The sequence below is a fragment of the Rhodococcus sp. AZ1 genome, assembly GCF_054979605.1.
In genome coordinates this window covers 229,859-254,830 of record NZ_JBUEQF010000001.1, presented here as the reverse complement: position 1 = coordinate 254,830, position 24,972 = coordinate 229,859, and the positions used below count along the sequence as shown (strand labels likewise).

At 71.8% G+C, this 24,972-nt stretch carries 1 protein-coding gene (running past one end of the window); it reads right to left on the bottom strand.

Features of this window, described 5'->3' with window-relative positions; genetic code table 11:
• Nucleotides 1–24,972 carry the 5' portion of a non-ribosomal peptide synthase/polyketide synthase gene (locus ACY48E_RS01190; protein ID WP_462870217.1) on the bottom strand. 9,504 nt of this gene lie to the left of the window's left edge, so 24,972 of the gene's 34,476 nt are visible here — the first part of the coding sequence; the start codon lies at nucleotides 24,970–24,972; its stop codon lies off the left edge, out of view.

The following is a 24,972-nucleotide window of genomic DNA, read 5'->3' as shown; positions in this document are numbered from 1 at the left end:
CGAGTTGCCGCCGAGGGTGAAGAAGCTGTCGGTGGTGCTCACCCGCTCGGTGCCGAGCACGTCCGCGAACACCGCCGCCACCACTTCCTCGATGGGTCCGCGGGGAGCGTGGTACTCGGTGTCCGACGCTTCGAAGGCGGGCTGCGGCAACGCTTTCCGGTCGAGCTTGCCGTTGATGTTCAGCGGCATGCTCTCGAGGAACATCACGGCGGCGGGCACCATGTACGTGGGCACCGACCGGGCCACGAACTCGGTCAGCTCGGCGGCCGTCGGCACACCACCGGCCACCGGCACCACGTAGGCGACGAGTTGATCGCCGGTGTGCTCGTCGCCGCGCACGGCGACAGCCGCGGCGTCCACCTGCGGGTGCGCGAGCAGGGCACGCTCGATCTCCTCGAGCTCGATGCGGAAACCACGCACCTTCACCTGGAAGTCGCTGCGCCCGACGTACACCAGCTCGGACCCGGTGGTGCCGCCATCGGGTGTCGCCGCCGGCCGCGACCACCGCACCAGGTCGCCGGTGCGATACATCCGCGAGCCGGCGGCGGCGCCGGTGGTGGCGGCGAACGGATCGGCCACGAAGCGCTCGGAGGTCAGATCCGGCCGGTCGACGTAGCCGCGGGCCAGCTGATCACCGGCCAGGTACAGCTCGCCGGTAACGCCGACGGGCACCGGGTGCAGGCGCTCGTCGAGCACGTAGACGCGGCTGTTCCACTCCGGCCGCCCGATGGGCACCACCGAGCCCACGGTCTCCGGCACCTCGAATTCAGTGATGGACACCGCGGCCTCCGTCGGTCCGTACAGGTTGTGCAGTTCCACCCCGGCACCGCCGAACGCCTCGCGGACTCGCGCGACGGTGTCCGGTGTCAGCGCCTCACCGATGGCCAGGATGCGGCGCAGCGAGGTCAGCGCCGACGGGTCGGCGACGGCGAGGAACGACGCCAGCAGCGACGGCACGAAGTGCACGGTGGTGATCGCCCGCTCGCGTACCAGCTCCGACAGGTACACCGGGTCGCGGTGGCCGTCGGGGCGGGCCACCACGAGGGTTGCGCCCACGGTGGGGGCCCACCAGAACTCCCACACGGACAGGTCGAACGTCGCAGGGGTGCGCTGGAGCACCGCGTCGTCCGTGCCCAGGGGGTATCGGTGCTGCTTCCACCGCAGCTGATTGGCGATGGCGCCGTGCGAGACCGCCACGCCCTTGGGTTTGCCGGTGGAGCCGGAGGTGTAGATCAGGTAGGCGGTGTTCTCCGGGCGCAGGGGGCGGATCGGCACCGGCCGGGCAGTGTCGGCTGTCGTGTCGGCGAGCGGATCGATGTCGAGCACGTCCACCCCGAGCTCGCCGAGGTCGGCCGGCAACGCCAGGCCCTGGACACCGGAGACCAGCAGCACCGCAGGGCGAGCACTCTCGAGCACGTAGGCGGTGCGCTCGGCGGGGTGATCGGGGTCGATGGGCAGGTACGCAGCACCGGACCGGGCCACGGCGTACATCCCCACCAGCAGTTCCACCGACCGGGCCATCGCGAGGCCGACGATGTCCTCGGTGCCCAGTCCACGCTCGATCAGCGCGGCGGCGACGGCGTCGACCCGGCGGGAGAACTCGGTGTACGTGAGCTCGGTGCCCTCGAACACCACGGCAACCTCGTTCGGGTGAGCCGCCACCGCGGCGTCGAAGAGGTCCGCCAACGTCGCCGGGGGCAGATCGACGTCGGTGTCGTTGCGCCCGGCGAGGAGCTCAAGTTCCTCGGCCGGGGTCACCATCGGCAGATCACCCACCGGGACGTTCGGCTGCTCGACGAGGTTGTCGATCAGTGTCACCAACCGCGCGGCGATGTCTTCCACGGTGTGGGTCTCGAACAGGTCCGTGGCGTAGGTGATGGTGCCGGCCATCCCCGCGGCGCCCCCGTCGGCGTCGTAGAGGTCGGAGAGGATCAGGTGCAGGTCGAACTGGGCGTTGTCACCGTCGACGTCGAGCGGCTCGATGCGCAGATCCGGCAGGACCAGTTCCCCACGCTCGATGTTCTGGAACGACAGGCCCACCTGGAAGAAGGGGTGTCGGGCCGTCGAGCGCACGGGGTTGAGCACCTCCACCAGGCGCTCGAACGGAACGTCCGCATGGGAGAAGGCGGCGAGATCGCTGTCGCGAACAGCGGCGAGCACCGTGGCGAAGTCCGCTGTGGGATCGATTCGAGTGCGCAGGGCGAGGGTGTTGACGAACATGCCCACCAGGCCCTCGAGAGCGGCGTCGCCGCGCCCGGAGATCGGAGTGCCCACGCAGATGTCGTCGGTACCCGACAGGCGCGCGAGCGCGATCGCGAACGCGGCGTGGGTGGCCATGAACGTGCTCGCGCCGTGACGGCGAGCGATGGCCTCGAGGCCGCGGTGCGCGGACGCGGAGATGGGGAACTCGATGCGCTTGCCCGTCAGCGACTGAACCGGCGGCCGAGGATGGTCGGTGGGCAGCTCGAGCTGGTCGGGTACGCCCGCCAGCGCGTCACGCCAGAACCGAACCTGGGCACTGACCAGGCTCGACGGGTCGCTCTCGTCGCCGAGCGCGGCGCGCTGCCACACCGCGTAGTCGGCGTACTGCACGCTCAGGGGCGCGAACTGCGGTGCGGTGCCCGCCGCGCGCGCGACGTAGGCGGTGGCGACGTCGCGGATGAACGGCGCCATCGACTCGCCGTCCGCCGAGACATGGTGCACCACGAGAGCCAGCACGTAGGTTTGCTCGTCGTCCGCCGGTGACCCGGGCGCGTGCTGGTCGGGGTCCTGCTGGTCGGGGTCCTGCTGGTTCGGGACGCGGAAGAGCGCCACGCGCACGGGGACGGCGGCGGTGACGTCGAACCCACCGGTGGCCAGTTCCCACAGACGTTCGGCGAGCTCGCTCTCGGTCACCGCCACCGCCGTCAGGTCCGGCGCCACCTCCGCGGTGGGCAGCACCACCTGGACCGGGCCGTCGGCGGTGTCGGGGTAGATCGTGCGCAGGCTCTCGTGGCGCTCGAGCACGTCCCGCACCGCCGCCGCCAGGGCCGCGGTGTCGAGCGTGCCCACCATCTTCACCGCGAGCGGGATGTTGTACGCCGCCGAGTCGGGGTCGAAACGGTTGAGGAACCACATGCGGGACTGGGCCAGCGACAGCGGTGGATTCTCCGGTCGCGGCAGCGAACCCAGCACGGGGCGGGCGGCCTCCACGGAGTCGCCGCTGACGTCGCGCTCGGTCAGCAGCTCGGTCAGTCGCGCCGCCAGCGCGCTCGCGGTGGGGGCGGCGAACAGCTCGCGAACCCCGACACGGATTCCCACGGTGGCGCCCACACGCGAGACGACGCGGGTCGCGCTCAGCGAGTTGCCGCCGAGGTCGAAGAAGGAGTCGTCGGCGCCCACCTCGGGGAGCCCGAGCACCTCGGCGAACACCGCGACGATCGCGGCCTCGAGTTCACCCTCGGCCGCCCGGAAGTCGGCGATGTCGGCGGGGAACTCGGGAGTCGGCAGGGCTCCGAGGTCGAGAAGACCACCGTCGGTGACGGGCACGTCGACCAGGGCGGTCAGGACGGCGGGAATCTCGTGCGAGGGCAGCTCGCGGGTGAGCCTCTCGCGCAGGTCCGACAGGCTGTCCGCTCCGGGTGCGTCTCCGGGCGCGGGCACTGCGGGCACCAGGTAGGAGACCAGGGCGGCCCGCCCGTCGGGTCGGTCGGCGACGAGCGTGCGCGAGTACGCCACCCGCGGATCGGCGGTGAGCACCTGGTCCACCCGGCCGACGTCGACGGCGAACCCGCCCACCCGCGCGTCGGCGCGCCCGATGATGTCCAGACGACGGTCGGGGTCGGTACCGATCGATGGTTCCTGCGAGTCGGTGCTCGCGCGGGCACTGTCACCGGTGCGGAACATGCGCGAACCCGGTTCGCCATAGGGGTCGGCGACGAACCGCGCGGCGGTGTCGGCGGGCCCGGAGAGGTACCCACGGCCCAGTCCAGCGCCGGCGATGTAGAGCTCGCCGCGCACCCCGTCGGGCACCGGGCGCAGGCGGGCATCGAGAACCCTGGTGGTGGTCCCGCGCAGAGGTCGACCGTCGATGACCGCGAGGTCGGTGACCTCGGCCGCACCGAATCCCCGCGAGACGCGGCCGTTCCACCCGGTGAGCAGAGCGTCGGGGCACGGCTCGCCGGCAACCAGGACGGTGCGCAGCTCGAGGTGACGCGTCGGGTCGAGCGTGCGCAGCACCGTGGGGGTGATGGTCGCGGCGGTGACCTGCCCGCGCGACACGGCGTCGGCCACCTCCGCTCCGGGCCCGGCGATCACCAGCGTCGCACCCGCCGACGCCGCGGCGAGGATCTCCGCCAGGGCGGTCGGCGACGCGGGTGCGGCGGCGTGCAGCACACGATCCGCCGCGCCGGTCACGAGATGTTCGCGCACGTCCGCCGCCAGGTTGCTCAGACCTGCTCCGGTGAGAACCACCACCGAGGCCTCGCCGGTTACCCCCGCGGTGCGCACGACGGCGGCAGCGTTGTCCGCTCGCGGGGCCACGGGAAGTTCACCGAGGGTGAGCGAGGGGAGTCCGTCGGGGGTCACCGTGTCGAGACGGACCTGCGGCGGGCTCGCCGCGTCGGGTCGGTGTCCGTTGCCGGATGCGTGACCGTTGCTCGCCGCATGTCCGTTGCTCGCGGCGTGGCCGTTGCTCGCGGCATGGCCGTTGCTCGCCGCGTGACCGTTGCTCGCGGCATGGCCGTTCACGCGGGGATCCGGGCCGTGCTGCTCGGAGCTCACGATCTCGGCGACCACCGGCAGGGACGCCGAGCGTCCCGGCGCGGACAGCAGGTCCGCCGCCGACTGCCCCGCCGCGAGCGGCACGGCCGCGGCGCCGGTGCGCGCGATGGCCCACGTGCCCACCACCGAGTCCACCGAACGCGCCGCGCGCAGCACCACCGCGGTCTCCGGTCCGGCGCCGTGACCGATGAGCGCGCGCGCCACGGTCGAGGACAGCGCGTCGATGTCACGGTAGGTCAGCGACCGCGTTCCGTCCGTGACCGCGACGGCGTCGAGATCGATCGCCATCCCGGCGGTGAGCAGATCCGCCAGGGGACGCGGCTGCACGCCGGGGGGTCCGGTGAGGGCACCGCCCTCGTCGTGACCGAGAACGTCGATCCGGCCCACGCGGGTGCGCGGGTCGGTGGTGACGGCGCCGAGGATGCGCACGAGGCGTGCGGCGAACCCGGCCACCGTGCGCTCGTCGAACAGGTCGGTGGCGTAGTCGAAGGCCACGGCCAACCCGGCCGGGGCGCCGGCGTCGTCCACCGTCTCCCCCACCGACAGTTGCAGATCGAACTTCGCCGCCTCGAGTGAGGTCTCGATCGGCGCGATGTCCAGACCCGGCACCGTCGAGACGGGCCGCGTGGTGTCGTTGAATGCCAACGCCACCTGGAACAGCGGCTGGTGAGCGGTCGAGCGGGGTACGTCGAGCAGCTCGACCAGTCGCTCGAAGGGGATGTCGGTGTTCTCGAACGCACCGAGGTCAACGTCCCGGATGCGCGCGAGCAGGTCGAGGAACGTGCCGTCCTGGTCGACGTGCGTGCGCAGCACGACCGTGTTGACGAACATCCCGATCAGCGGGTCCAGGGCGGCGTCGCCGCGACCGGCCACCGGCGTACCCACGCTGATGTCGGTGCTGCCCGACACGCGCTCGAGCAGCACCGCGAGAGCTGCGTGCACCACCATGAACAGCGACACCCCGTGCGCGGCGGCGAGGTCGACCAGCGCTGCGTGGGTGGCGGCGTCGACCTCGAAGGGCAGCGCCGCGCCGCGCATCGACTGCACGGCCGGGCGCGGACGGTCGGTGGGCAGATCCAGCGCGGCCGGGGCACCTGCGAGCGTGGCCCGCCAGAACTCGCTCTGCCGGGCGGCGACGGAGGTGGGGTCGGTGTCCTCGCCCAGCCATGCGCGCTGCCAGATCGCGAAGTCCGCGTACTGCACCGGCAGCGGCTGCCACTGCGGGGCCTGCCCTGCCGAGCGCGCGAGGTACGCGGTGAACACGTCGGTGAACAGCGGCGCCATGGATGCGCCGTCAGCGCTGATGTGGTGCGCCACCACCATGAGCACGTGCTCGCGGTCGCGGCCGTCGATGCGCAGCAGCGCCACCCGCAGCGGCACCGACTCGGTGACGTCGAATCCGGCCAGGGCCAGCTCGCGCATCCGTGCGAGCAGCGCGTCCTCGTCGGCGACGGTCTCGACCTCGAGCGTCGGGGCCGACTCCGCGGTGGAACGGATCAGCTGCGTCGGGCCGTCGTCGGATTCGGGGAAGACCGTGCGCAGCGACTCGTGCCGATCGGTGACGTCGACGATCGCCGCCGCCATAGCGGCAACGTCGAGGTCACCGCCGATCCGCACGGCCAGCGGCAGGTTGTAGGCCGCCGAGTCCGGATCGAACCGGTTGATGAACCACATGCGCTGCTGGGCGAGCGAGAGCGGGATGCGTTCACCGCGGTCGGCCGGCACCAGCGCCGGTCGGGCACTGCTCGACGGACCGCGCGAGGCGAGCAGCTCGGCGATCGCGCCGACGGTGGGCCGATCGAAGATCTCCCGAACGGTGATCTCGGCCCCGAGCTCGGCCTGCAGGCGGGCCGCCAGGCGCGTGGCACCGAGCGACGTGCCACCGAGGGCGAAGAAGGAATCCGCCACGCCGACCGCAGTGTCGTCGTCCAGGGCGAGAGTGTCGGTGACGACGCGGGCCACCACGCGCTCGGTCTCGGTGCGCGGAGCGACGTACTCGACGGTGGAGCCGGCGAACTCCGGGGTGGGCAGCGCGCGGCGATCCAACTTTCCGTTGGAGGTCAGCGGCAGCTCGTCCAGCACCACGATCACGTCGGGAACCATGTACTCCGGCAGGCGCTCCGCGAGGGCTGCGTTCACCTCGTCGGTGTCGACGCCGCCACCGGCGGTGGGCACCACGTAGGAGACCAGGTGCTGATCCGCTGCGGCCTGGACCACCAGGGTCACGGCCTCGGCGATCCCCGGGCGATCGGTGAGCGCGGCGTCGATCTCGGGCAGTTCGATGCGCAGGCCCCGCAGCTTGACCTGGAAATCGGTGCGGCCGATGTACTCGAGTTCACCATCGGCGCGGCGGCGCACCAGGTCGCCGGTGCGGTACATCCGCCCGCTCACCCCGTCGGTGGACCCGTACGGGTCCGCGACGAAGCGGTCGGCAGTGAGGTCTGCGCGCCCGACGTACCCGCGCGCCAACTGCACACCGGTGAGGTACAGCTCTCCCGCCACGTTCACCGGCACGGGCCGCAGCCGCTGGTCGAGCACTCGAACACCGGTGTTCGCCACCGGCACACCGATGGGAACCGTCTCGGTGTCGGCCGCGGTGTAGCGGTGGTAGGTCACGTCCACCGCGGCCTCGGTGGGCCCGTACAGGTTGTGCAGCCCCGCGGTCTCGGGCATCAGCGCGACCAGTCGGGCGGACGACGCCGGTGCCAACGCCTCACCGGAGGCGAACACCAGCCGCAGCGACGCCAGCCGCGCGTCCGGCCCGGCCCCGGCGAACGAGCCCACGAACACCGACAGCATCGACGGCACGAAGTGCAGCGTGGTGACACCCTCGGACTCGATCACCCCGGTGAGGTAGGCGGTGTCCCGGTGCCCATCCGGCTCGGCGACCACCAGCCGCGCGCCGATCTGCAACGGCCAGAAGAACTCCCACACCGACACGTCGAAGGTCGCCGGTGTCTTCTGCAACACCACGTCCGACGGCGTGAGCCGGTACTCGTCCTGCATCCAGCGCAACCGGTTGACGATCGAGCGATGCGAGACCGCGACGCCCTTGGGGCGGCCGGTCGAGCCCGAGGTGTAGATCACGTAGGCCGTGTGGTCGGGGTGCAGTGCCGCCACGCGCTCGGTGTCGTCGACGGGCACGCCGGCCGACGTCGCCGCCGCGTTCTCCTCCGAGGTGGGACCGTCGATCTCGAGCACCTCGAGGCCGTCCGGCACCGCCGGGTTCGCGGCGAAGCCGACGGCCGAGGTCGACAGGATCAACGCCGGGCGGGCGCTGGTGAGCACGTAGGACAGGCGATCGACCGGGTGCTCGAGGTCGAGCGGAACGTAGGCACCGCCGGCGGCCACCACGGCGTACATGCCGACCACGAGTTCGATCGAGCGCGGCATCGCCAACGCCACGTGCACATCGGGTCCCACCCCGCGCGCGATCAACTCCCGTGCCAGACGGCTCACGCGCGCACTGAGATCGGCGTAGGTGACCTCGGTGCCGGCGAATGTCAGGGCCACCGAATCCGGTTGCGCAGCAGCAGCATCGGCGAACAGCGAGGCCAGGGTGGCCCCGTCCGATCCAACCCCGTCCGATCCGCCCGCATGCGATCCGCCCGCATCCGCTGCCGCGGAGTCCGCACGGGCGATGGCCTCGGCGAGCATGCCCGAGAAGCGGTCGGCGAAGCCCTCGGCGGCATCGCCGTCGAGCACACCGGGCAGCAGGGTGGACAGCGCCACGGTGACGGCGGCCTCCGGACCGACGCCCACGGCGGCGAGGGTCACCGCGAGCTCGGCGCTCTTGCTCTGCAGCGCGCCGTAGGTGACGTCGGTGCCGTCGTGCGAGAGCGCGACGGCGTCCGGATCGATCCGTGCGGCGGTCTCGAGCAGCTCGGCCAGGGACTTGCCCTCCAACTCGGCGAGCGCCGAGCCCAGTTCGGGGCCCGGCAAGTCGTCGGCCGAACTCGGCGCCGCCACACCCTTCTCGACGTCGGTGAGGATGTCGATGTCGCCGACCACCACGGCGGGATCGGCAGCCACGGCGTGCACCACGGCCGCGAACCGCTCGGCCAGCACCTGCACCGACGCGCGGTCGAGAATGTCGGCGGCGTAGGTGAACACACCCGAGATCCCCGCCGGGGAACCGTCGCCGTCGGTCTCCTCGTGCAGAGCCAGGCCCAGGTCGAACTTGGCGTCACGGAGCCCACCGTCGATCGCGGCGACGGTCAGGCCCGGCAGCTCGATCGTGGGGTACTCGATGTTCTGGAAGGTGAGCATCACCTGCACCAACGGCGAGAACGACTTCGACCGCACCGGGGCCAGGATCTCGACCACCCGCTCGAACGGCAGGTCCGCGTGCCCGAAGGCCTCGAGGTCGCTCTCGCGGGCGGCGGCCAGCACGTCGGTGAACGGGGCGTCGGCGTCGACACGGGTGCGCAGGGCGAGGGTGTTGACGAACATCCCGACGAGACCGTCGAGCGCCTGCTCGCCGCGCCCGGCCGTGGGGGTGCCGACGGCAATGTCGTCGGTGCCGCTCAGCCGAGCCAGCAGCACCGCGAACGCGGCGTGCATCACCATGAAGAGGGTGGCGTCGCTGCGGCGGGCGAGGGCGTTCAGCGCCGACTGCGTGTCGGCGTCGAGCGTGAACTCCACGGACCCGCCTTCGAGCGATCGCACCGCCGGGCGCGGACGGTCGACGGGGAACTCGAGCAACTCCGGCAGCCCGGCGAGCTGGGTGCGCCAGTACCGGGCCTGTGCGGCGCTGACCGATTCGCCGTCCTCCTCCACCCCGAGGACCCCGCGCTGCCAGATCGCGAAGTCGGCGTACTGCACCGGCAGCGGCTCCCAGCCCGGGGGCGACCCGGCCACCCTCGACGCGTAGGCCTGAACCAGGTCCGTCGCCAGCGGAGCCATGGACGAGCCGTCTGCGCAGATGTGGTGCACAACCAGCAACAGCACGTACTCGTCGGTGCCCGCCAGACGCAGCAGCGTCAACCGGATCGGCGGGGCGACGGTGACGTCGAAGGGCGCCGTCGCCTCGGTGAGTATCCGAGAGGTCAGATCCGCCTCGTCGGCGGCCTCGACCACCGCGAGATTCACCGGGACGTCCTCGGCGGACTCGATCACCTGGTACGGCCCGGCCACCGAATCGGGGTAGCGGGTGCGTAGCGACTCGTGACGGACGAGGACGTCGGTGAGCGCGGCACGCAGGGCCGCGACGTCGAGCGCGCCGGTCAGGCGCAGCCCGAGGGGGATGTTGTAGACGGCCGACTCCGGGTCGAGCCGGTTGACGAACCACATGCGCTGCTGGGCGAGCGAGAGCGGGATGCGCTCGGGACGCGGTCCGGCCACCAGCGGCGGACGGGGCGCGGAACCGCCGGCGTCGGCGAAGCGCCGAGCCAGGGCGCTCACGGTCGGGTGCTCGAAGATCTCGCGCACCGCCACGGACGTCCCCAGCGCGGCGTTGAGCCGCGACATCACCCGGGTGGCACCGAGGGAGTTGCCGCCGATGTCGAAGAAGGAGTCGTCCGCGGACACCTCGTCGGTTCCCAGAACCTCACCGAACACCGACGCCACCGTCGCCTCGATGTCGTTGCTGGTGGCCCGGACCGTGCGCTGACCGCCGCCGAGGTCGGGCTCGGGCAGCGCGCGAGTGTCGAGCTTGCCCACCGGTGTCATGGGCACCTCGTCGATCACCACGATCGCCGACGGCACCATGTACGCGGTCAGGAAGGACCGGGCGTGCTCGAGCAGCGCGTCGACGTCGACCGTGCGCCCGGGGGCGGCGGTGACGTAGCCGACCAGCAGGGTGTCGCCGGACGGGCCGGTGCGGCCCAGGGTCGCGGCGAACCCGACATCCTCGTGGGAGCCGAGCACCGAGTCGATCTCGCCGAGCTCGATCCGCAGTCCGCGGATCTTGACCTGCGAGTCCGACCGTCCCTCGTACGCGGCCTGCAGAACGCCGTCGCGCTCGACCCAGCGCACGACGTCCCCGGTGCGGTACATCCGCTGCCCCGACCCCGACGGGTCGGCCACGAACCGCGACGCCGTCAGCCCGCGGCGATCGTGGTATCCGCGGGTCAGACCCGGTCCCATGATGTACAGATCACCGGGCACCCCGACGGGCACCGGGCGCAGCCGGTGATCGAGAACCAGAGCCGACATCCCGTGCAGGGGACCACCGATGGTGATGGGGTCGCCCGGGCGGGTGAGCGAGGAGGTGACGATCACCGTGGTCTCGGTGGGGCCGTAGACGTTGTAGAAGTTGCGACCGGGGGCCCACGCGTCGATCACCTCGCGCGGCACCGCCTCGCCGCCGATGAGCGGGTGGGTGAGGCAGTCGAGCCCCGCCGGATCCATCGACCCGAGCACCGTCGGGGTGAGGAAGGTGTGGGTGACGGCGCGCTCGATCATGAACTCGCGCAGTTCGTCTCCACCCACCACGTCCGGCGGGGCCACCACCAGGGTCGCGGCCGCCCCGAAGGTCATCAGGAACTCGGGGATCGAGGCGTCGAAGCTCGGCGACGCGAACTGCAGCACCCTCGTCCGCTGGTCCGTGGCGTACTCCGCGCGCATGTACGCCGCGAGGTTGGCCAGACCCGTGTGGGTGACCACCACACCCTTGGGCAGGCCGGTGGTGCCGGAGGTGTAGATGACGTAGGCGTTGCCCGTCATGCGAATCGCACCGAGGCGCTCGGCGTTGCGGACCGGCGCACCCGACGCCGCGCGTGCCTCGGGCGGGTCGGACGCCTCGCCGTTCGGCCCGGACCCGATGATCATCCAGTCGATGCCGTCGACGTGCGGGAGATCGGCGGCGCGGTCGGCGACCGTGAGCCCGAGCACCGCGTCGGAATCGGTGAGCATGTGCTCGATGCGATCGGCCGGGTAGTTCGGGTCCACCGGCACGAAGGCCCCACCCGCGCGGGTGACTGCCCACTCGGCCAGCACGCACTCGTAGGACCGTCGAATGGCCACGGCGACACGTACTTCCGGCCCCACACCGCGGGCGATGAGGGCGCGGGCGAGCCGGTTGGAGCGAGCGTCGAGTTCGGCGTAGGTGACATCGCCGTCGACAGAGGACACCGCCACCCCGTGCGGGTTGCGGGCGACGGCGGCGTCCAGCAGATCGGCATAGGTGGTAGTGGCGGCCGACGGGTCGGTCACCGGGGCCGAGCGCACCGGCAGCAGGGCCGAGACCTCCGCCGGCTCCAACACCTCGATGTCACCGACCGCACGGTCCGGTCCCGCACCGTCGCCGGTCGCGACGAACCCGTCGACGATCCGCCGCAGCCGCTCGCCGATGGTGACCACCGTGGACCGGTCGAAGATGTCGGCGGCGTAGCCGATGAACACGTCGATGCCGGCGAGATCGCCCACCGCGGAGGCGGTTTCGGTGAACTCGGTTTCGGTGAACTCGGTTTCGGTGAACTCGGTTTCGGTGAACTCGAAGGCCAGATCGAACTTCGCCACGGCGACGTCCACGCCTCCGGGAGTGACGTCCAGACCGGGTAGGGCGATGGTGGGCGCACCCTGACCGTCGTAGGCCACCACGGTCTGGAAGAGCGGCGAGTGGGTGGTGGCGCGACTGGGTTGGACGTGCTCGACCAGCGCCTCGAAGGGGATGTCGGCGTGGGCGAACGCCGCGAGGTCGGCCTCGCGCACGGACCGCAGGACCTCGGCCACGGTGTCGGACGGGCGGATCGGGGTGCGCAGCGCGAGCGTGTTGACGAACATGCCCACGATCGGCTCGAGTTCGGGCGCGCCGCGCCCGGCCACGGGGGTTCCCACCACGATGTCCTCGTCGCCGCCGAGGCGCGCGAGCAGCACCGCGACGGCGGCGTGCACCACCATGAACCGCGAGAGTCCGTGTCGGCGTGCGAGATCGGCGATCGCCGCCCCGGTGCGGGCGTCCAGCGTCAGGCGCACCGAACCGCCCACCCCGGTGCGGATGGGCGGGCGTGGACGGTCCAGGGGCAGGCGCCCCACCTCGGGGATCCCGGCGAGGGCTCCGGCCCAGTACGCGGTCTGCGCGTTCCACCGCGAGGACGGGTCGTCGGCAGAGCCGAGCAGCGCGTTCTGCCACGCCGCGTAGTCCACGTAGGTGATGTCGAGATCGGCGAACCGGGGCGGCGAACCGGCGATGCGTGCGGTGTAGGCGGTGACCAGGTCGCTCACCAGCGGCACCAGCGACGCGCCGTCCGCGGCAATGTGGTGGGCGACGAACACCAGCAGGTGATCGGTCGGTGAGGTGCGCAGCACCGCGGCGCGCACCGGCAGATCGGTGGTGACGTCGAACGGGCGGGCGGCCACGCTCAACGCCAGTTCCGCCGGGCTGGAATCGGATTCGACGTCGAGCAGGTCGATCGGCAGGTCCACCTCGGCCATCGCGAGGATGCGCTGCTCGGGACCGTCGGGGCCCTCGGGGAAGAGGGTGCGCAGCGCCTCCTGCCGCTGCACCACATCGCGCAGCGCCGCACGCAGCGCGTCGACATCGAGGTCGCCGGTCAGGGAAAGGGTGAGCGGGATGTTGTAGCCGAGCGAGGTCGGGTCGACGCGGTTGATGATCCACATCCGCTGCTGTGCGGGTGAGAGCGGCAGCGGGCGTCCGTCGCCGCGGTCGATCCGAACCAGCGACGGCCTCGGCGCGCGGTCGGGATGCGCGGCGGCAACGGTGTCGATGTGCGCCGCGAGGTCCCGCACGGTGGGTGTGGCGAAGATGTCGGCCATGGTGATCTCGACCCCGAGCTGCGTGGCCAGCCGGGCGACCACCCGGGTGGCCAGCAGGGAGTCGCCGCCGAGGTCGAAGAAGGAATCCAGCGCACCGACCCGCTCGACCGGCAGCACCCCGGCGAACACCGCGGCCACGGCCTCCTCGGTTCCACCGGCGGGCGCGACGTACTCGCCGCTGCCCTCGCCCACCGGGACTTCGGGCAGTGCCTTGCGGTCGAGCTTGCCGCTGTTGTTGAGCGGCAACTCCCGCAGAACCGCGGCGGCCACGGGAACCATGTAGTCGGGCAGGGCCGTGCGCGCCGCGGTCAGCACCGCGTCCACATCCAGAGAGTCGGGGCCGAGAGAGTCGGGGTCGAGAGAGTCGGATCCGAGGCCCGGCGCCGGAACGAGGTGGGCCACCAGGTGTTCGACCAGTGCACCGCTGTCGGCGCTGCGCTGGGTCTGCACCGCGACCACGGCCTGGGCGACGCTCGGGTGCGCGGCCAGGGCCGCCTCGATCTCGCCGAGTTCGACTCGCAGTCCGCGGATCTTGACCTGCAGATCGGCGCGACCGACGAACAGCAGGTTGCCGTCACCGCGATCGCGCACCAGGTCGCCGGTGCGGTATAGCCGCGTCCCCGTGCCGGCAGGGTCGGCCACGAATCGGGTCACCGTCTGCTCGCCGAGCCCGGCGTAGCCGCGCCCGACGGCGACACCACCGACGTACAACTCCCCGACCACACCGACGGGCGCGGGCCGAAGACGCGCGTCCAGTACGTGGTACTCGACGCCGTCGATGGCGGTACCGATGGGCATCCGGGCCGCGTCGAGAGGCTCGGGACCGGCGGTGTCCACCACGAACGCCGACGTCACGTCGGACGCCTCGGTGGGGCCGTAGCTGTTGAGCACCGTGGTGGCCGAGCCCATGAGGGTGCGGTACACCGAGGGCCGCAACGCCTCGCCGCCGAGCACCGCCGCGCCCAACCCCGGCAGCACACCGTCGTCGTCGAGATCGACGAGGGTCTCGAAGGCGCTCGGTGCTGCGTTGATCACCGCACCCGGGTGCTCGGCGACGGCGGCGAGGATGCGTGCGGGATCGAAGCCCTCGTCCACCACGCGCACCACACCGCCGGCGGCGAGGGTGGCCCACACGTTCTTCTGCGTCAGGTCGAATCGAGGCGAGGCCACGATCACCGCCACGGACCCCTCGCGCAGATCGACCGCACCCCGGTACCAGGCGTAGGTGTTCACCGCACCGGCCATCGGCACCAGGGTCGGCTTGGGCACTCCGGTGGACCCGGAGGTGGTGATCACGTACGCCAGAGCCGATCCGGCGTGCGGAGCGGTCCAGGGATCGTCGAGGGGCAGGGGATCAGCGGTCTCGGTCCCGGTCGGGACGGCGACGACCGGCAGGTCCACCCCGCCCGAGCCCACGCCCGTCCACCCCGGCTGCGCGAGAACGGCGACCGCGCCGACGGCCTCGAGCACGCTCGCGGTGCGCTCGGGCGGACCCTGGGGGTCGACGGGCAGGTACGCGGACCCGGCCTTCCAACAGGCCAGCAGCGCGACCACCCAGTCGATCGAGCGCGGCAGGGCCAGCGCCACCACCCGGTCCAGCCCCGCGCCGTGCGCGATGAGGGTGTGGGCGAGCGCGGTGGCGCGACGATCGAGGTCGGCGCGGGTGAGCACAGTGTGGTCGTCCCGCACGGCCGGGGCGTCGCCGTCGCGGGCGACGGCGGCGTTCCACTGGCCGATCACCGTGGTGGGCGCGTGGCCGTCCCCGACCAGCGCATGCGCGTCGGCGATCACCGCGTCGACAACGGCACCGAACGCATCGGAGCCGTCCGCCGCGGGCGGCGCCGCCATGAGGGTGGGCAGCAGACCGGTCAGGGCCACCGAGACGATGGCGTCGGGGCTCATCCCGCGAGCGGTCATGGGCCCGGTGAGCATGCTCAGGCGTTCGTCGAACTGGCCGTAGGTGACCTCGATGCCGTCGAACGTTGCGGCCACCCGATCGGGGGCCACGGCCGCTGCGGCGGCGAGCAGGCGAGGCAGGTCCGCGACGGTGAGTGCGGCGTCCGCGACGTGCTCGCTCTCGGACACTGCGCCCACGGAAACCGCGCCCTCGGGAACCCCGCCCTCGGAACCACCGCTGCGGTTGTTGCCGGTGATGTCGATGTCCCCCACGGTAGCAGCGGGGTCCGACGCCAACGCTTCGACGACGGCGACGAACCAGTCGGCGAATCGTGCGGCGGTGGGCCGGTCGAACAGGTCGGTGGAGAAGGTCAGACGACCGTCCAGCACGGCGCCACCATCGGCGTCGGCGACGGGCCCGAGATCGAACTGCAGATCGAACTTGGCCTGGTAGGACAGCTCGTCGAGCACGGTCACCGTCAGCTGCGGCAGCTCGAAGGTGATCGGTTCGATGTTCTGGAAGGCGAGCATCACCTGGAACAGCGGGGTGTGCGAGGTCGACCGGGGTATCCCGAGATCGCGGACCACGGATTCGAAAGGGATGTCGGCGTTGGCGAAGGCCGCGAGATCGGCGGAGCGCACGTCGTCGAACAGGTCCGCCACGCTCGCCGCGGGATCGACCTCGGTGCGCAGCACCACGGTGTTGACGAACATGCCCACCAGGTCGTCCACGCGCCCGCCGCCGCGACCGGCGAACGGCGTGCCGATCGCGATGTCGCTGGTGCCGGAGATCCGCGCGAGCAGCACCGCGAGCGCGGTGTGCACGACCATGAACATCGATCCGCGGTGCGCGCGGGCCAGAGCATCGAGGCGCTCGACGACATCGGTGCCGATCCTGATCGGGACGAAGTCGGCGGCCGAGGATCGCCGCGGCGGACGCGGACGGTCGGTGGGCAGCTCGAGTACCTCCGGCGCCCCGGCCAGCGCGGTGCGCCAGAAGTCGAGTTGGCGACCGGCGGGCGAGGTGGCGTCGGTGGGATCTCCGAGGGCGCGACGCTGCCACAGCGCGACGTCGGCGTACTGCAGCTCCAGCGGCTCGAACGTCGGGGCCGCACCGTCGGCGCGTGCGCCGTACGCGAGCATCACGTCGCGGGCCAGGGCGAGCATCGAGGCACCGTCGGCGGCAATGTGGTGCACCACCACGAGCAGCACGTGGGCGGTCGGGGCCGTGCGCAACACCCGCACCCGCACGGGCGCGGCGGCGGTCACATCGAACCCGTCGGTGACGAACGCGGCCACCGCGGCCCCCTCGTCGGCCGGGGCCACCGTCACCGGTACGGAGTCCAGCTCGGGAGAGTTCAGCACCTGCTCCGGGTCCAGAATCTGCTGGTACGGGCCGTCGTCGCTGTCGGGGTAGCGGGTGCGCAGCACCTCGTGACGGGTGATCACGTCGGCGATCGACGCGCCCAGCGCGGCGGTGTCCAGCTCACCCGTCAGGCGCACCGGCAGCACGATGTTGTAGGCCGGGGAGGCCGGGTCGAATCGATTGAGCAGCCACATCGACTGCTGCGCCAACGAGAGCGGCAGCCGCTCCGGGCGCGGTCCGGCCACGAGGGGCGGCAGCTCGACACCGGACTCGGCGGCGGTCACCGTGGTGCCGGTGGCCAACTCTGCGACAGCGGCCACCGTCGGGTTCTCGAACACCTCGCGCACTCCGATGGACCTGCCGAGGCCCAGCGCGTTGACCCGCGCGACCAGCCGGGTGGCCACCAGCGAGTTGCCGCCGAGATCGAAGAAGGAGTCCTCCACGCCCACCTGGTCGAGCCCGAGCACCTCGGCGAAGACGGCGGCGATGGCGCGTTCGGTGTCGGTGCGCGCCGGTGCCGAGACCGAGAGCACCGTGAAGTCGGGTTCGGGGAGAGCGCGGCGGTCCAGCTTGCCCGCGGGGGTGATGGGGATGTCGTCGAGCACCATCACCGCGGCCGGCACCATGTGCGCGGGCAGCACCTCGGCCACGTGGGCCCGCACGTCCGCCGCGTCGAGCTCGGCGCCGGGCACGGGCAGCACGTAGGTCACCAGTGCGGTGGCACCCGAGGGCATACGGGCGCCGATCGTGGCCGCGAACTCGACGTGCGCGTGGGTGGTCACCACCGTGTCGATCTCGGACAGCTCGACGCGGAATCCGCGGATCTTCACCTGGAAGTCACTGCGGCCCAGGTACTCCACCACCGGGCCGGTGCTCGCGCCGGTGGGGTCCTCGACCCAGCGCACCACGTCCCCGGTGCGGTACATCCGCGTTCCGGGCGGGCCGGCGGGATCGGCGACGAACCGTTCGGCGGTCAGCGCCGAGCGGCGGTGGTACCCGCGGGCGACACCCTCGCCGGCGAGGTAGAGCTCACCGGGAACCCCCACGGGGACCGGGCGCAGACGCCCGTCGAGAACGAGTTGGCGTCCACCGTGGATCGGGCCACCGATGGTCACCGGCCGGTCGGGCAGCAGTTCGATCCCGTTGGTGAGCACTGTGGTCTCGGTGGGGCCGTAGCCGTTGATCATCCGGCGCGGCACCTCGGCGTCGGGCCCGCACCACCGCTGCACCAGCTCGGCCGGAACGGCCTCACCGCCCACGATCAGGGTGCGCAGGGTGTGCAGACCCGCCGGGTCCACCGTGGCCAGTGCGGCCGGGGTGATGATCGCGTGGGTCACCTGGTGATCGGCGATGAACCGCGCCAACTCGTCGCCACCGAAGATCGAGGCCGGCACCACCACCATGGTGGCTCCGGACCCGAGCGTGGTGAGCAGCTCGAGGATCGAGGCGTCGAAGCTCGGTGAGACGAACGAGAGCACCCGCGCGCCCGGGGCCATACCGCCGAACTCGGTGAAGGCGCGGCCCAGGTTGGCCAGTCCGCGGTGCGGGACGGTGATGCCCTTGGGCAGTCCGGTGGTGCCCGAGGTGTAGATCATGTACGCCGTGGACTCCACCGTCGGCGAGGCAGCCATCTCGTCGGCCTCGATGGGGCGGCCATCGTGCGCGCTGGGCGGCGGGTCGGCGAGTACGGGCGCCAACTCGATCCACGTCAGGTCGGCCGGGCCGATGCGCTCGGAACCGGCGACGGCCAGCGCGATCTCCGCTCCGGAGTCGGTGAGCATGTGGTCGATGCGATCCGCCGGGTAGCGCGTGTCGATCGGCAGGAACGCAGCCCCGGTGCGGGTGACCGCGCGCAGCGCCACCTGGTACTCGATGGATCGCGGAATCGGAAGCGCCACCACGGTTTCCGCTCGCGCGCCGTGCGCGATGAGGGTGCGCGCGAGCGCGTTAGCGCGGGCCTCGAGCTCCCCATAGGTGATCTCGCCGTCCACGGTCACCATCGCGGTGGCGTCGGGGTCGATGCTCGCTCCGGCCACCAGTAGATCGCTCAGAATCTTCGGCGGCAGAGCGGGCGCACCGGCGATGTTCCCCAGCGCCGCGATCTCGCCCGCGTCGAGAATCTCGAGGTCGTCGACCAGTCGGGCATCGGGTCCGCGGCCGGTGGCCGTGGCGGCCAACTCGGCCAGCATGGAGGCGAACCCGTCGAGCATGCGTCGAGCGGAGTCGGCGTCGATCGCGGCGGGCGAGAACTTGGCCACCAGGCGCAGCCCCGGGTCGGCGACCGCCATCACCGACAGCGGGTAGTGGGTGGCGTCGTTGGAGCGCACGCCCCGCACGCGCAGGCCGTCGAAGTCGGCCTCGCGGGTCAGCGCCTCCTGATCGAGGGGGTACGACTCGTACACCATCAGGGTGTCGAAGAGCGCACCCAGACCCAGTTCCTGCTGGATCTGCGTCAACCCCACGTGGTGGTGATCGAGCAGCGCGGTCTGCTCACTCTGCACCCGATCGAGCAGGGCGGCCACGGTGTCGCCGCGGCGCATGCGCACGCGCACCGGAAGGGTGTTGATGAACAACCCGACCATGGTCTCGATGCCGTCGAGCTGCGGCGGGCGACCGGAGACGGTGGTGCCGAACACCACGTCGTCGCGGCCGGTCACGCGCGCGAGCACCAGCCCCCAGGCCACCTGCAGCAGCGTGTTCACGGTGACGCCCCGCTCGCGAGCGAGGGCGTGCAGGTCCCGGTCGACATCGGCGTCGACGGCGAGCGAGTACTCGCCCGGCGTGGTCGTGGCCGCGTCCTCGGGGGCGCCGGGCGCGATCAGCGTCGGCTCGTCGAGATCGCCGAGCGCGCCGATCCACGCCGCCATCGAGGCGACGTCGTCCTGCTGTGCCAACCACGCGAGGTAGTCGCGGTAGGGCCGCGCGGGGGGCAGTGCGGACCGGTCGCCGGTGACGTAGAGGGTGAGCAGTTCCTGCACGATCACCGGGAGCGACCACCCGTCGAGCAGGATGTGGTGGTTGGTCATCACGAACGAGTACCGATCCGACCCGAGGTCGACCAGGGTGAACCGGACCAGCGGCGCGGCGCCCATGTCGAATCGCGTCGACCGGTCGTCGATCTCGATGCTCGTGGCCGCGGCGACCGGGTCGGCGTCGCCGGTGACGTCGCGCTCGGCCCACGGCGCGGCAGCGGCCGAGTGCACCACCTGCAGTGCGGTGCCGGAGGGGTCGATCACGAAGGCAGCCCGCAGGTTCGCGTGGCGCGCGAGCACGCCGTCGGCAGCTGCCCGTAGCCGGGCCGGATCGACGCGACCTTCGAGCTCGAACACCACCTGCGAGGCGTAGACGTCGATTCCGTCGCCGGCCAGCGCGGAGTGGAACAGCAGACCCGACTGCAGCGGCGCGAGCGGCCATATGTCCTCGACCGTCGCACCGGCATCGGTACGGGCGGCTGCTTCGAGCCGATCGATCTCGGCCTGCGACACCGTCACCAGCGCAACGTCGGACGGTGTCAGACCCCCTGCCTGCCCGGCGCCGATGTGCGCGGCGAACCCGGCGAGCGCCGACGCCCACAGGTGAGCGAGGGAGTCGACGGCGGTGTCGGGCCCGTCCGTGCTCGCGCCGTCCAGGGCGCGCGCGAAGATGCCCGGCGGAGAGTCGAAGGTTGCGGTGAGCACCGGCCCACCCTCACCGTCGACCACCATCGCGGTGATCTCGAGGGCCCGCGCGACGGGTACGTCATCGCCTCGAAGACCCTGCAGGACTGCATGTTCGACCGGGGGGAACCAGCCGCCCGCGCGCACCGCATCCGGGATGTCGCCCGTGCCCACCCGGCCGAGGTAGTTCAGCACGATCTCCGGCTCCGGCAGCGGGCGCTGCGCCTGGATCTGCTCGCGCGCCACACCGTACGTCAGCCCGCCGAAGCTGAACTCGCCGCCGCGAACCGCCACCAGCAGTTCCTTGGCCGCCTTGATCGCAGCTCCCGCCTCGGGGCCGCCGCGCAGAGCCGAATCGAGATCGCCGATCGGCGCATCGAGCAGCACCGGATACATGGTGGTGAACCAGCCGACGGTGCGAGCGAGGTCGGCACCCGGCACCGCCGACTCCTCGCGTCCGTGCCCCTCGAGCTCGACGAGGGTGGGCGCGGGGGGCATCGCGCGCTCACGACGCCAGTGCGCGATCGCCAGCGACAGCCCGGCCAGCAGTACGGCGTCGACGCCGCCGCGGTACGCGGTGGGCACCGATGTCAGCAGCGCGGCGGTGACATCGGCGGGAACGGTGACGGTGGTCGAGACCAGCGATCCCACTGTGTCCGTCGACGGGTCCAGCGCACGTGCGGCCAACGGTGCGGGCGCGTGCTCGGGCAGCACCGCGAGCCAGTGCCGGGCGTAGTCGGCGCCGTGTGCGGCGCGCAGGTCCGCGAGCGCGTGCGCCCACCGCCGATACGACGTGCCCACCGGCGACAGGGCGGGGGCGGCACCCGCGGAGATCGACGCCCAGGCAGCGGCGAGGTCCGGCAGCAGGATGCGCCAGGACACCCCGTCCACGACGAGGTGGTGGAGCACGATCAGCAGGGTGTCGCGGCGCGGCCCCTCCAGCCGCACGAAGGCCGCGTTCACTCCGGCGAAGGGATCCAGCCGGGTGAGGGCAGCGGTCGAGATCGTCCGAACAGCATCGGCATACGCGGCGGTTCCCGGGTCGGCGTCGACCACCGCCGAGGAGAAGAGCGCACCGGGATCCACCGACCCCGGCTCGGCCGTCCGCAGGCTCACCTGCCCGTCGGGGCCTCGTCCGAGCACCGAGCGCAGCGCGTCGTGATGGTCGATCACTGCTGCCAGGGTGGCGATCACACGGTCGTGGTCGACGCCCTCGCGTGCGATCGAGGGAGGCAGGTCCACCACGATGGCCTGGGCGAACGACGCAGTGAGGGCGTCGTCGCGCACCATCGACTCCACCACCGGCGGCAGCGGCAACGGCCCGACACCGCCGCCCGGCAACTCCGCCAGATCGTCGGCGGCGGCGGCGGTGAGCACCAGCTGGGCCAGGCGCGAGACCGTCTTCGCCTCGAACACCTCGCGCGCGGTGATGGCCAGACCGAGCGCCTTCGCTCGCGCCACGAGCTGGATGGACATGATCGAGTCGCCACCGAGCGCGAAGAACGAGTCGTCGGCGCCGATCGGGTCGCTCACCGCGGACCCGAGGACATCGGCGAACAGATCGGCGATGCGTCGTTCCATCTCCGTCGCCGGTGCACGGTAGGACGATGCGCTCGACGTGAAGACGGGCGCGGGCAGCGCCGCACGGTCGACCTTGCCGCTCGAGTTCAGCGGCATCCGGTCGAGCACGATCACGGCGTCGGGAACCATGTATGCGGCGAGGGTGGACTCGGCCACCTCGCGCAACGCGTCCTCCGACGGGGTTCGACCGCGCGCGCCCACCACGTACGCCACCAGGCGCGGGCCGAGGTCGCTCTCGACGGTGGTCACCACGGCTTCGCGCACCGACTCGTCGGCGAGCAGAACCGCCTCGATCTCCCCCAGCTCGATGCGCTGACCGCGGATCTTGACCTGGAAGTCGGTGCGGCCCAGGTAGTCCAGCTGCCCGTCGGCGGTCCAGCGCACCAGATCGCCCGTGCGGTACATCCGCTCGCCGGTGGTCGAGTACGGGTTGGCCACGAAGCGTTCGGCCGTCAGGTCGGCGCGGCCGGTGTACTCGCGCGCCAGCTGGGCACCGGCGAGGTAGAGCTCGCCGGCCGCGCCAATCGGCCGGGGCCGCAGGGCGCGATCGAGAACATAGGCGCGTGCATTCGCCACGGGCGCCCCGATGGGCACCGACACGCGCGGGACGTCGGTGACCGCGGCGGCGGTGGCGTGCACCGTGAACTCGGTGGGCCCGTAGAGGTTGTGCAGTACGTCCGGCCGGGCCACCGCGGCCCACCGCGCCACCAATCGGGGGGAGAACGCCTCACCGGCCACCAGCACCGCACGCAGCGTCGAGCACCGCGACGGTCCCGGCGCCGCGGCCACCGGATCCGATGCGCGCGAGCCACTCTCGCCGAAGACGGTGTCGACGAAGACTGCCAGCATCGACGGGACGAACGAGGTGGCGGTGACGCAGGTCCGCTCGATGAGCTCGGCCAGGTAGGTGGGGTCGCGGTGTCCGTCCGGGGCGGCGAGCACGAGGGTGGAGCCGAAGGCGGGCGCGAAGAGCTCCCATACCGAGACGTCGAAGGTGATCGGCGTCTTCTGCAACACCACGTCCGTGGAGCCGAACCCGTACCGATCGGCCACCCAGAACACCTGGTTGACGACGGCCGAGTGGGCGACCGCGACGCCCTTGGGGCGACCGGTGGAGCCCGATGTGTAGATCACGTACGCGGTGTTGTCCGGACGCACGGCCGTGACGGGGCCCACCTCGTGGTCATCTGGGCCCGGGTCGACGGTGTCGGGGCCCGGGTCGACGGTGTCGATGGTGACGACCGTGGTGGCCGTCCCGTCGGGGATCGGGAAGGGGTCCGCGGTCGTGGTGAGCACGCACAGGGGCTGGGCACTGGCGAGCACGTGCGCGGTGCGGGCTGCGGGATGATCGTGGTCGAGCGGAACGTACGCCCCACCGGCCTCGAGCACCGCATAGATGCCCACCATCATCTCCACCGAGCGACGCAGCCCGATGCCCACCCGCACCTCGGGACCGACCCCCAGGGAGGTCAGGTGGGCGGCCAGGGCGCGGACCCGCCGACCGAACTGGGCGTAGGTCAGCGTGCTGCCCTCGAACTCGAGGGCCACGGCGTCCGGGGTCGCGGCGACCCGCGCGGCGAACGCCTCGATCACCGTGGCCGGTGCCTGGAGGTCGCGCTCGGTGGCGTTGAACTCGTCGGTGATGCGGGTGATCTCGTCGGGATCGGCGAGGGCGATGTCGACGACGGCGGTGTCGGGCGAGGCCGAGACGAAGGCATCGAGGAACGCCATGAACCGGTCGTGGTGACGCTGCAGTTCCTCGGCGCCGTACAGGTTGGGGTTGGCCTCGAAATCGACGTTGATGGCCGAGTCCTTGGCCCCGGCGTAGATGTTGAGCGCCAGGTCCTCCACGGGACCGGTGGTCAGGATGTGGTTGTACGCCGACGCCTCACCCATGCGCACCACGGGGTGGAACATCATGATGTTCACCGCCGGGCCGAACAGCCCGCGGTCGCCGGTGCCGCCACCGGAGTCGCGGCGAATGTCCTCGTGCCGGTACCGCTGACGACGCAATGCGCCGGTGAGTTCGAGCTGGGCGCTGCGCACCAACTCGGCGAGGGTGAGCGTCGGCGGCAGCTGCAGGCGCAGCGGGACCACGTTGGAGACCATGCCGCCGGAGTTGCGCAGCGCCGCGGTGGTGCGCGCGGACACCGGCAGCGACAGCACCACCTCGTCGGCGTCGGTCATCCCGGCGAGGTACGCGGCGAACGCGGCGACGAGCACCGGTGCCTGCGCGGTCTCCCACTCGGCGACCACACCGTCGAGACGGCCGATCACATCGTCGTCCAGGGCGGTACCGACCACCCGCGAGCGCACAGCGACCGGCGCCTCGCGGCCGGCCAGCGTCGCCGGTGCGGGCAGACCCGCGGTGCGCTCGGCCCAGTACTCGCGGTCCTTGTCGAACCGTTCGGACGCGCGGTACGACCGCTCCTCCTCGACCACGTCGGCGATGGCGATCGCCCGGCTCCGCGGGATGTCGTCGCCGGTCAGCATCGCCGTGTAGACGTCGGCGATGCGCGTGATCATGGCCATCGCGCCGTAACCGTCGAGGGCGATGTGGTGGGTTCGCGCGTACAGGTAGTGGTGGTCCTCGCCGATACGCAGCAGCGTCATCACCGACAGGTGGTCGTTCATCAGGTCGATGGGGGCGCTGTAGTCGGCGCGCATCCAGTCCATCGCCGCGGCATGAGGATCGGGCTCACCGGAGAAGTCGCGGCGACCGAGATCGTCGTCGACGTCCACGACGGTCTGGAACGGGACCCCGCCGACGTCGACGAGGTCGAGATAGACGGATTGGAACTCGCGGGCGCCCACCTGAGCGGCCTTCTCGAGCACGTCGACGTCGAGCGGACCGGTGACGTCGAAGTACTGGGCGATGGTGACCGGGACGTCGCCGAGAGCCTGCTGCGCGAACCACATACCCCGCTGTGCTGCGGACAGCGGGAACACGCCGTCCGGAACACCGTCGAAGGGATCCGTGTTCCCAGCAGTCAA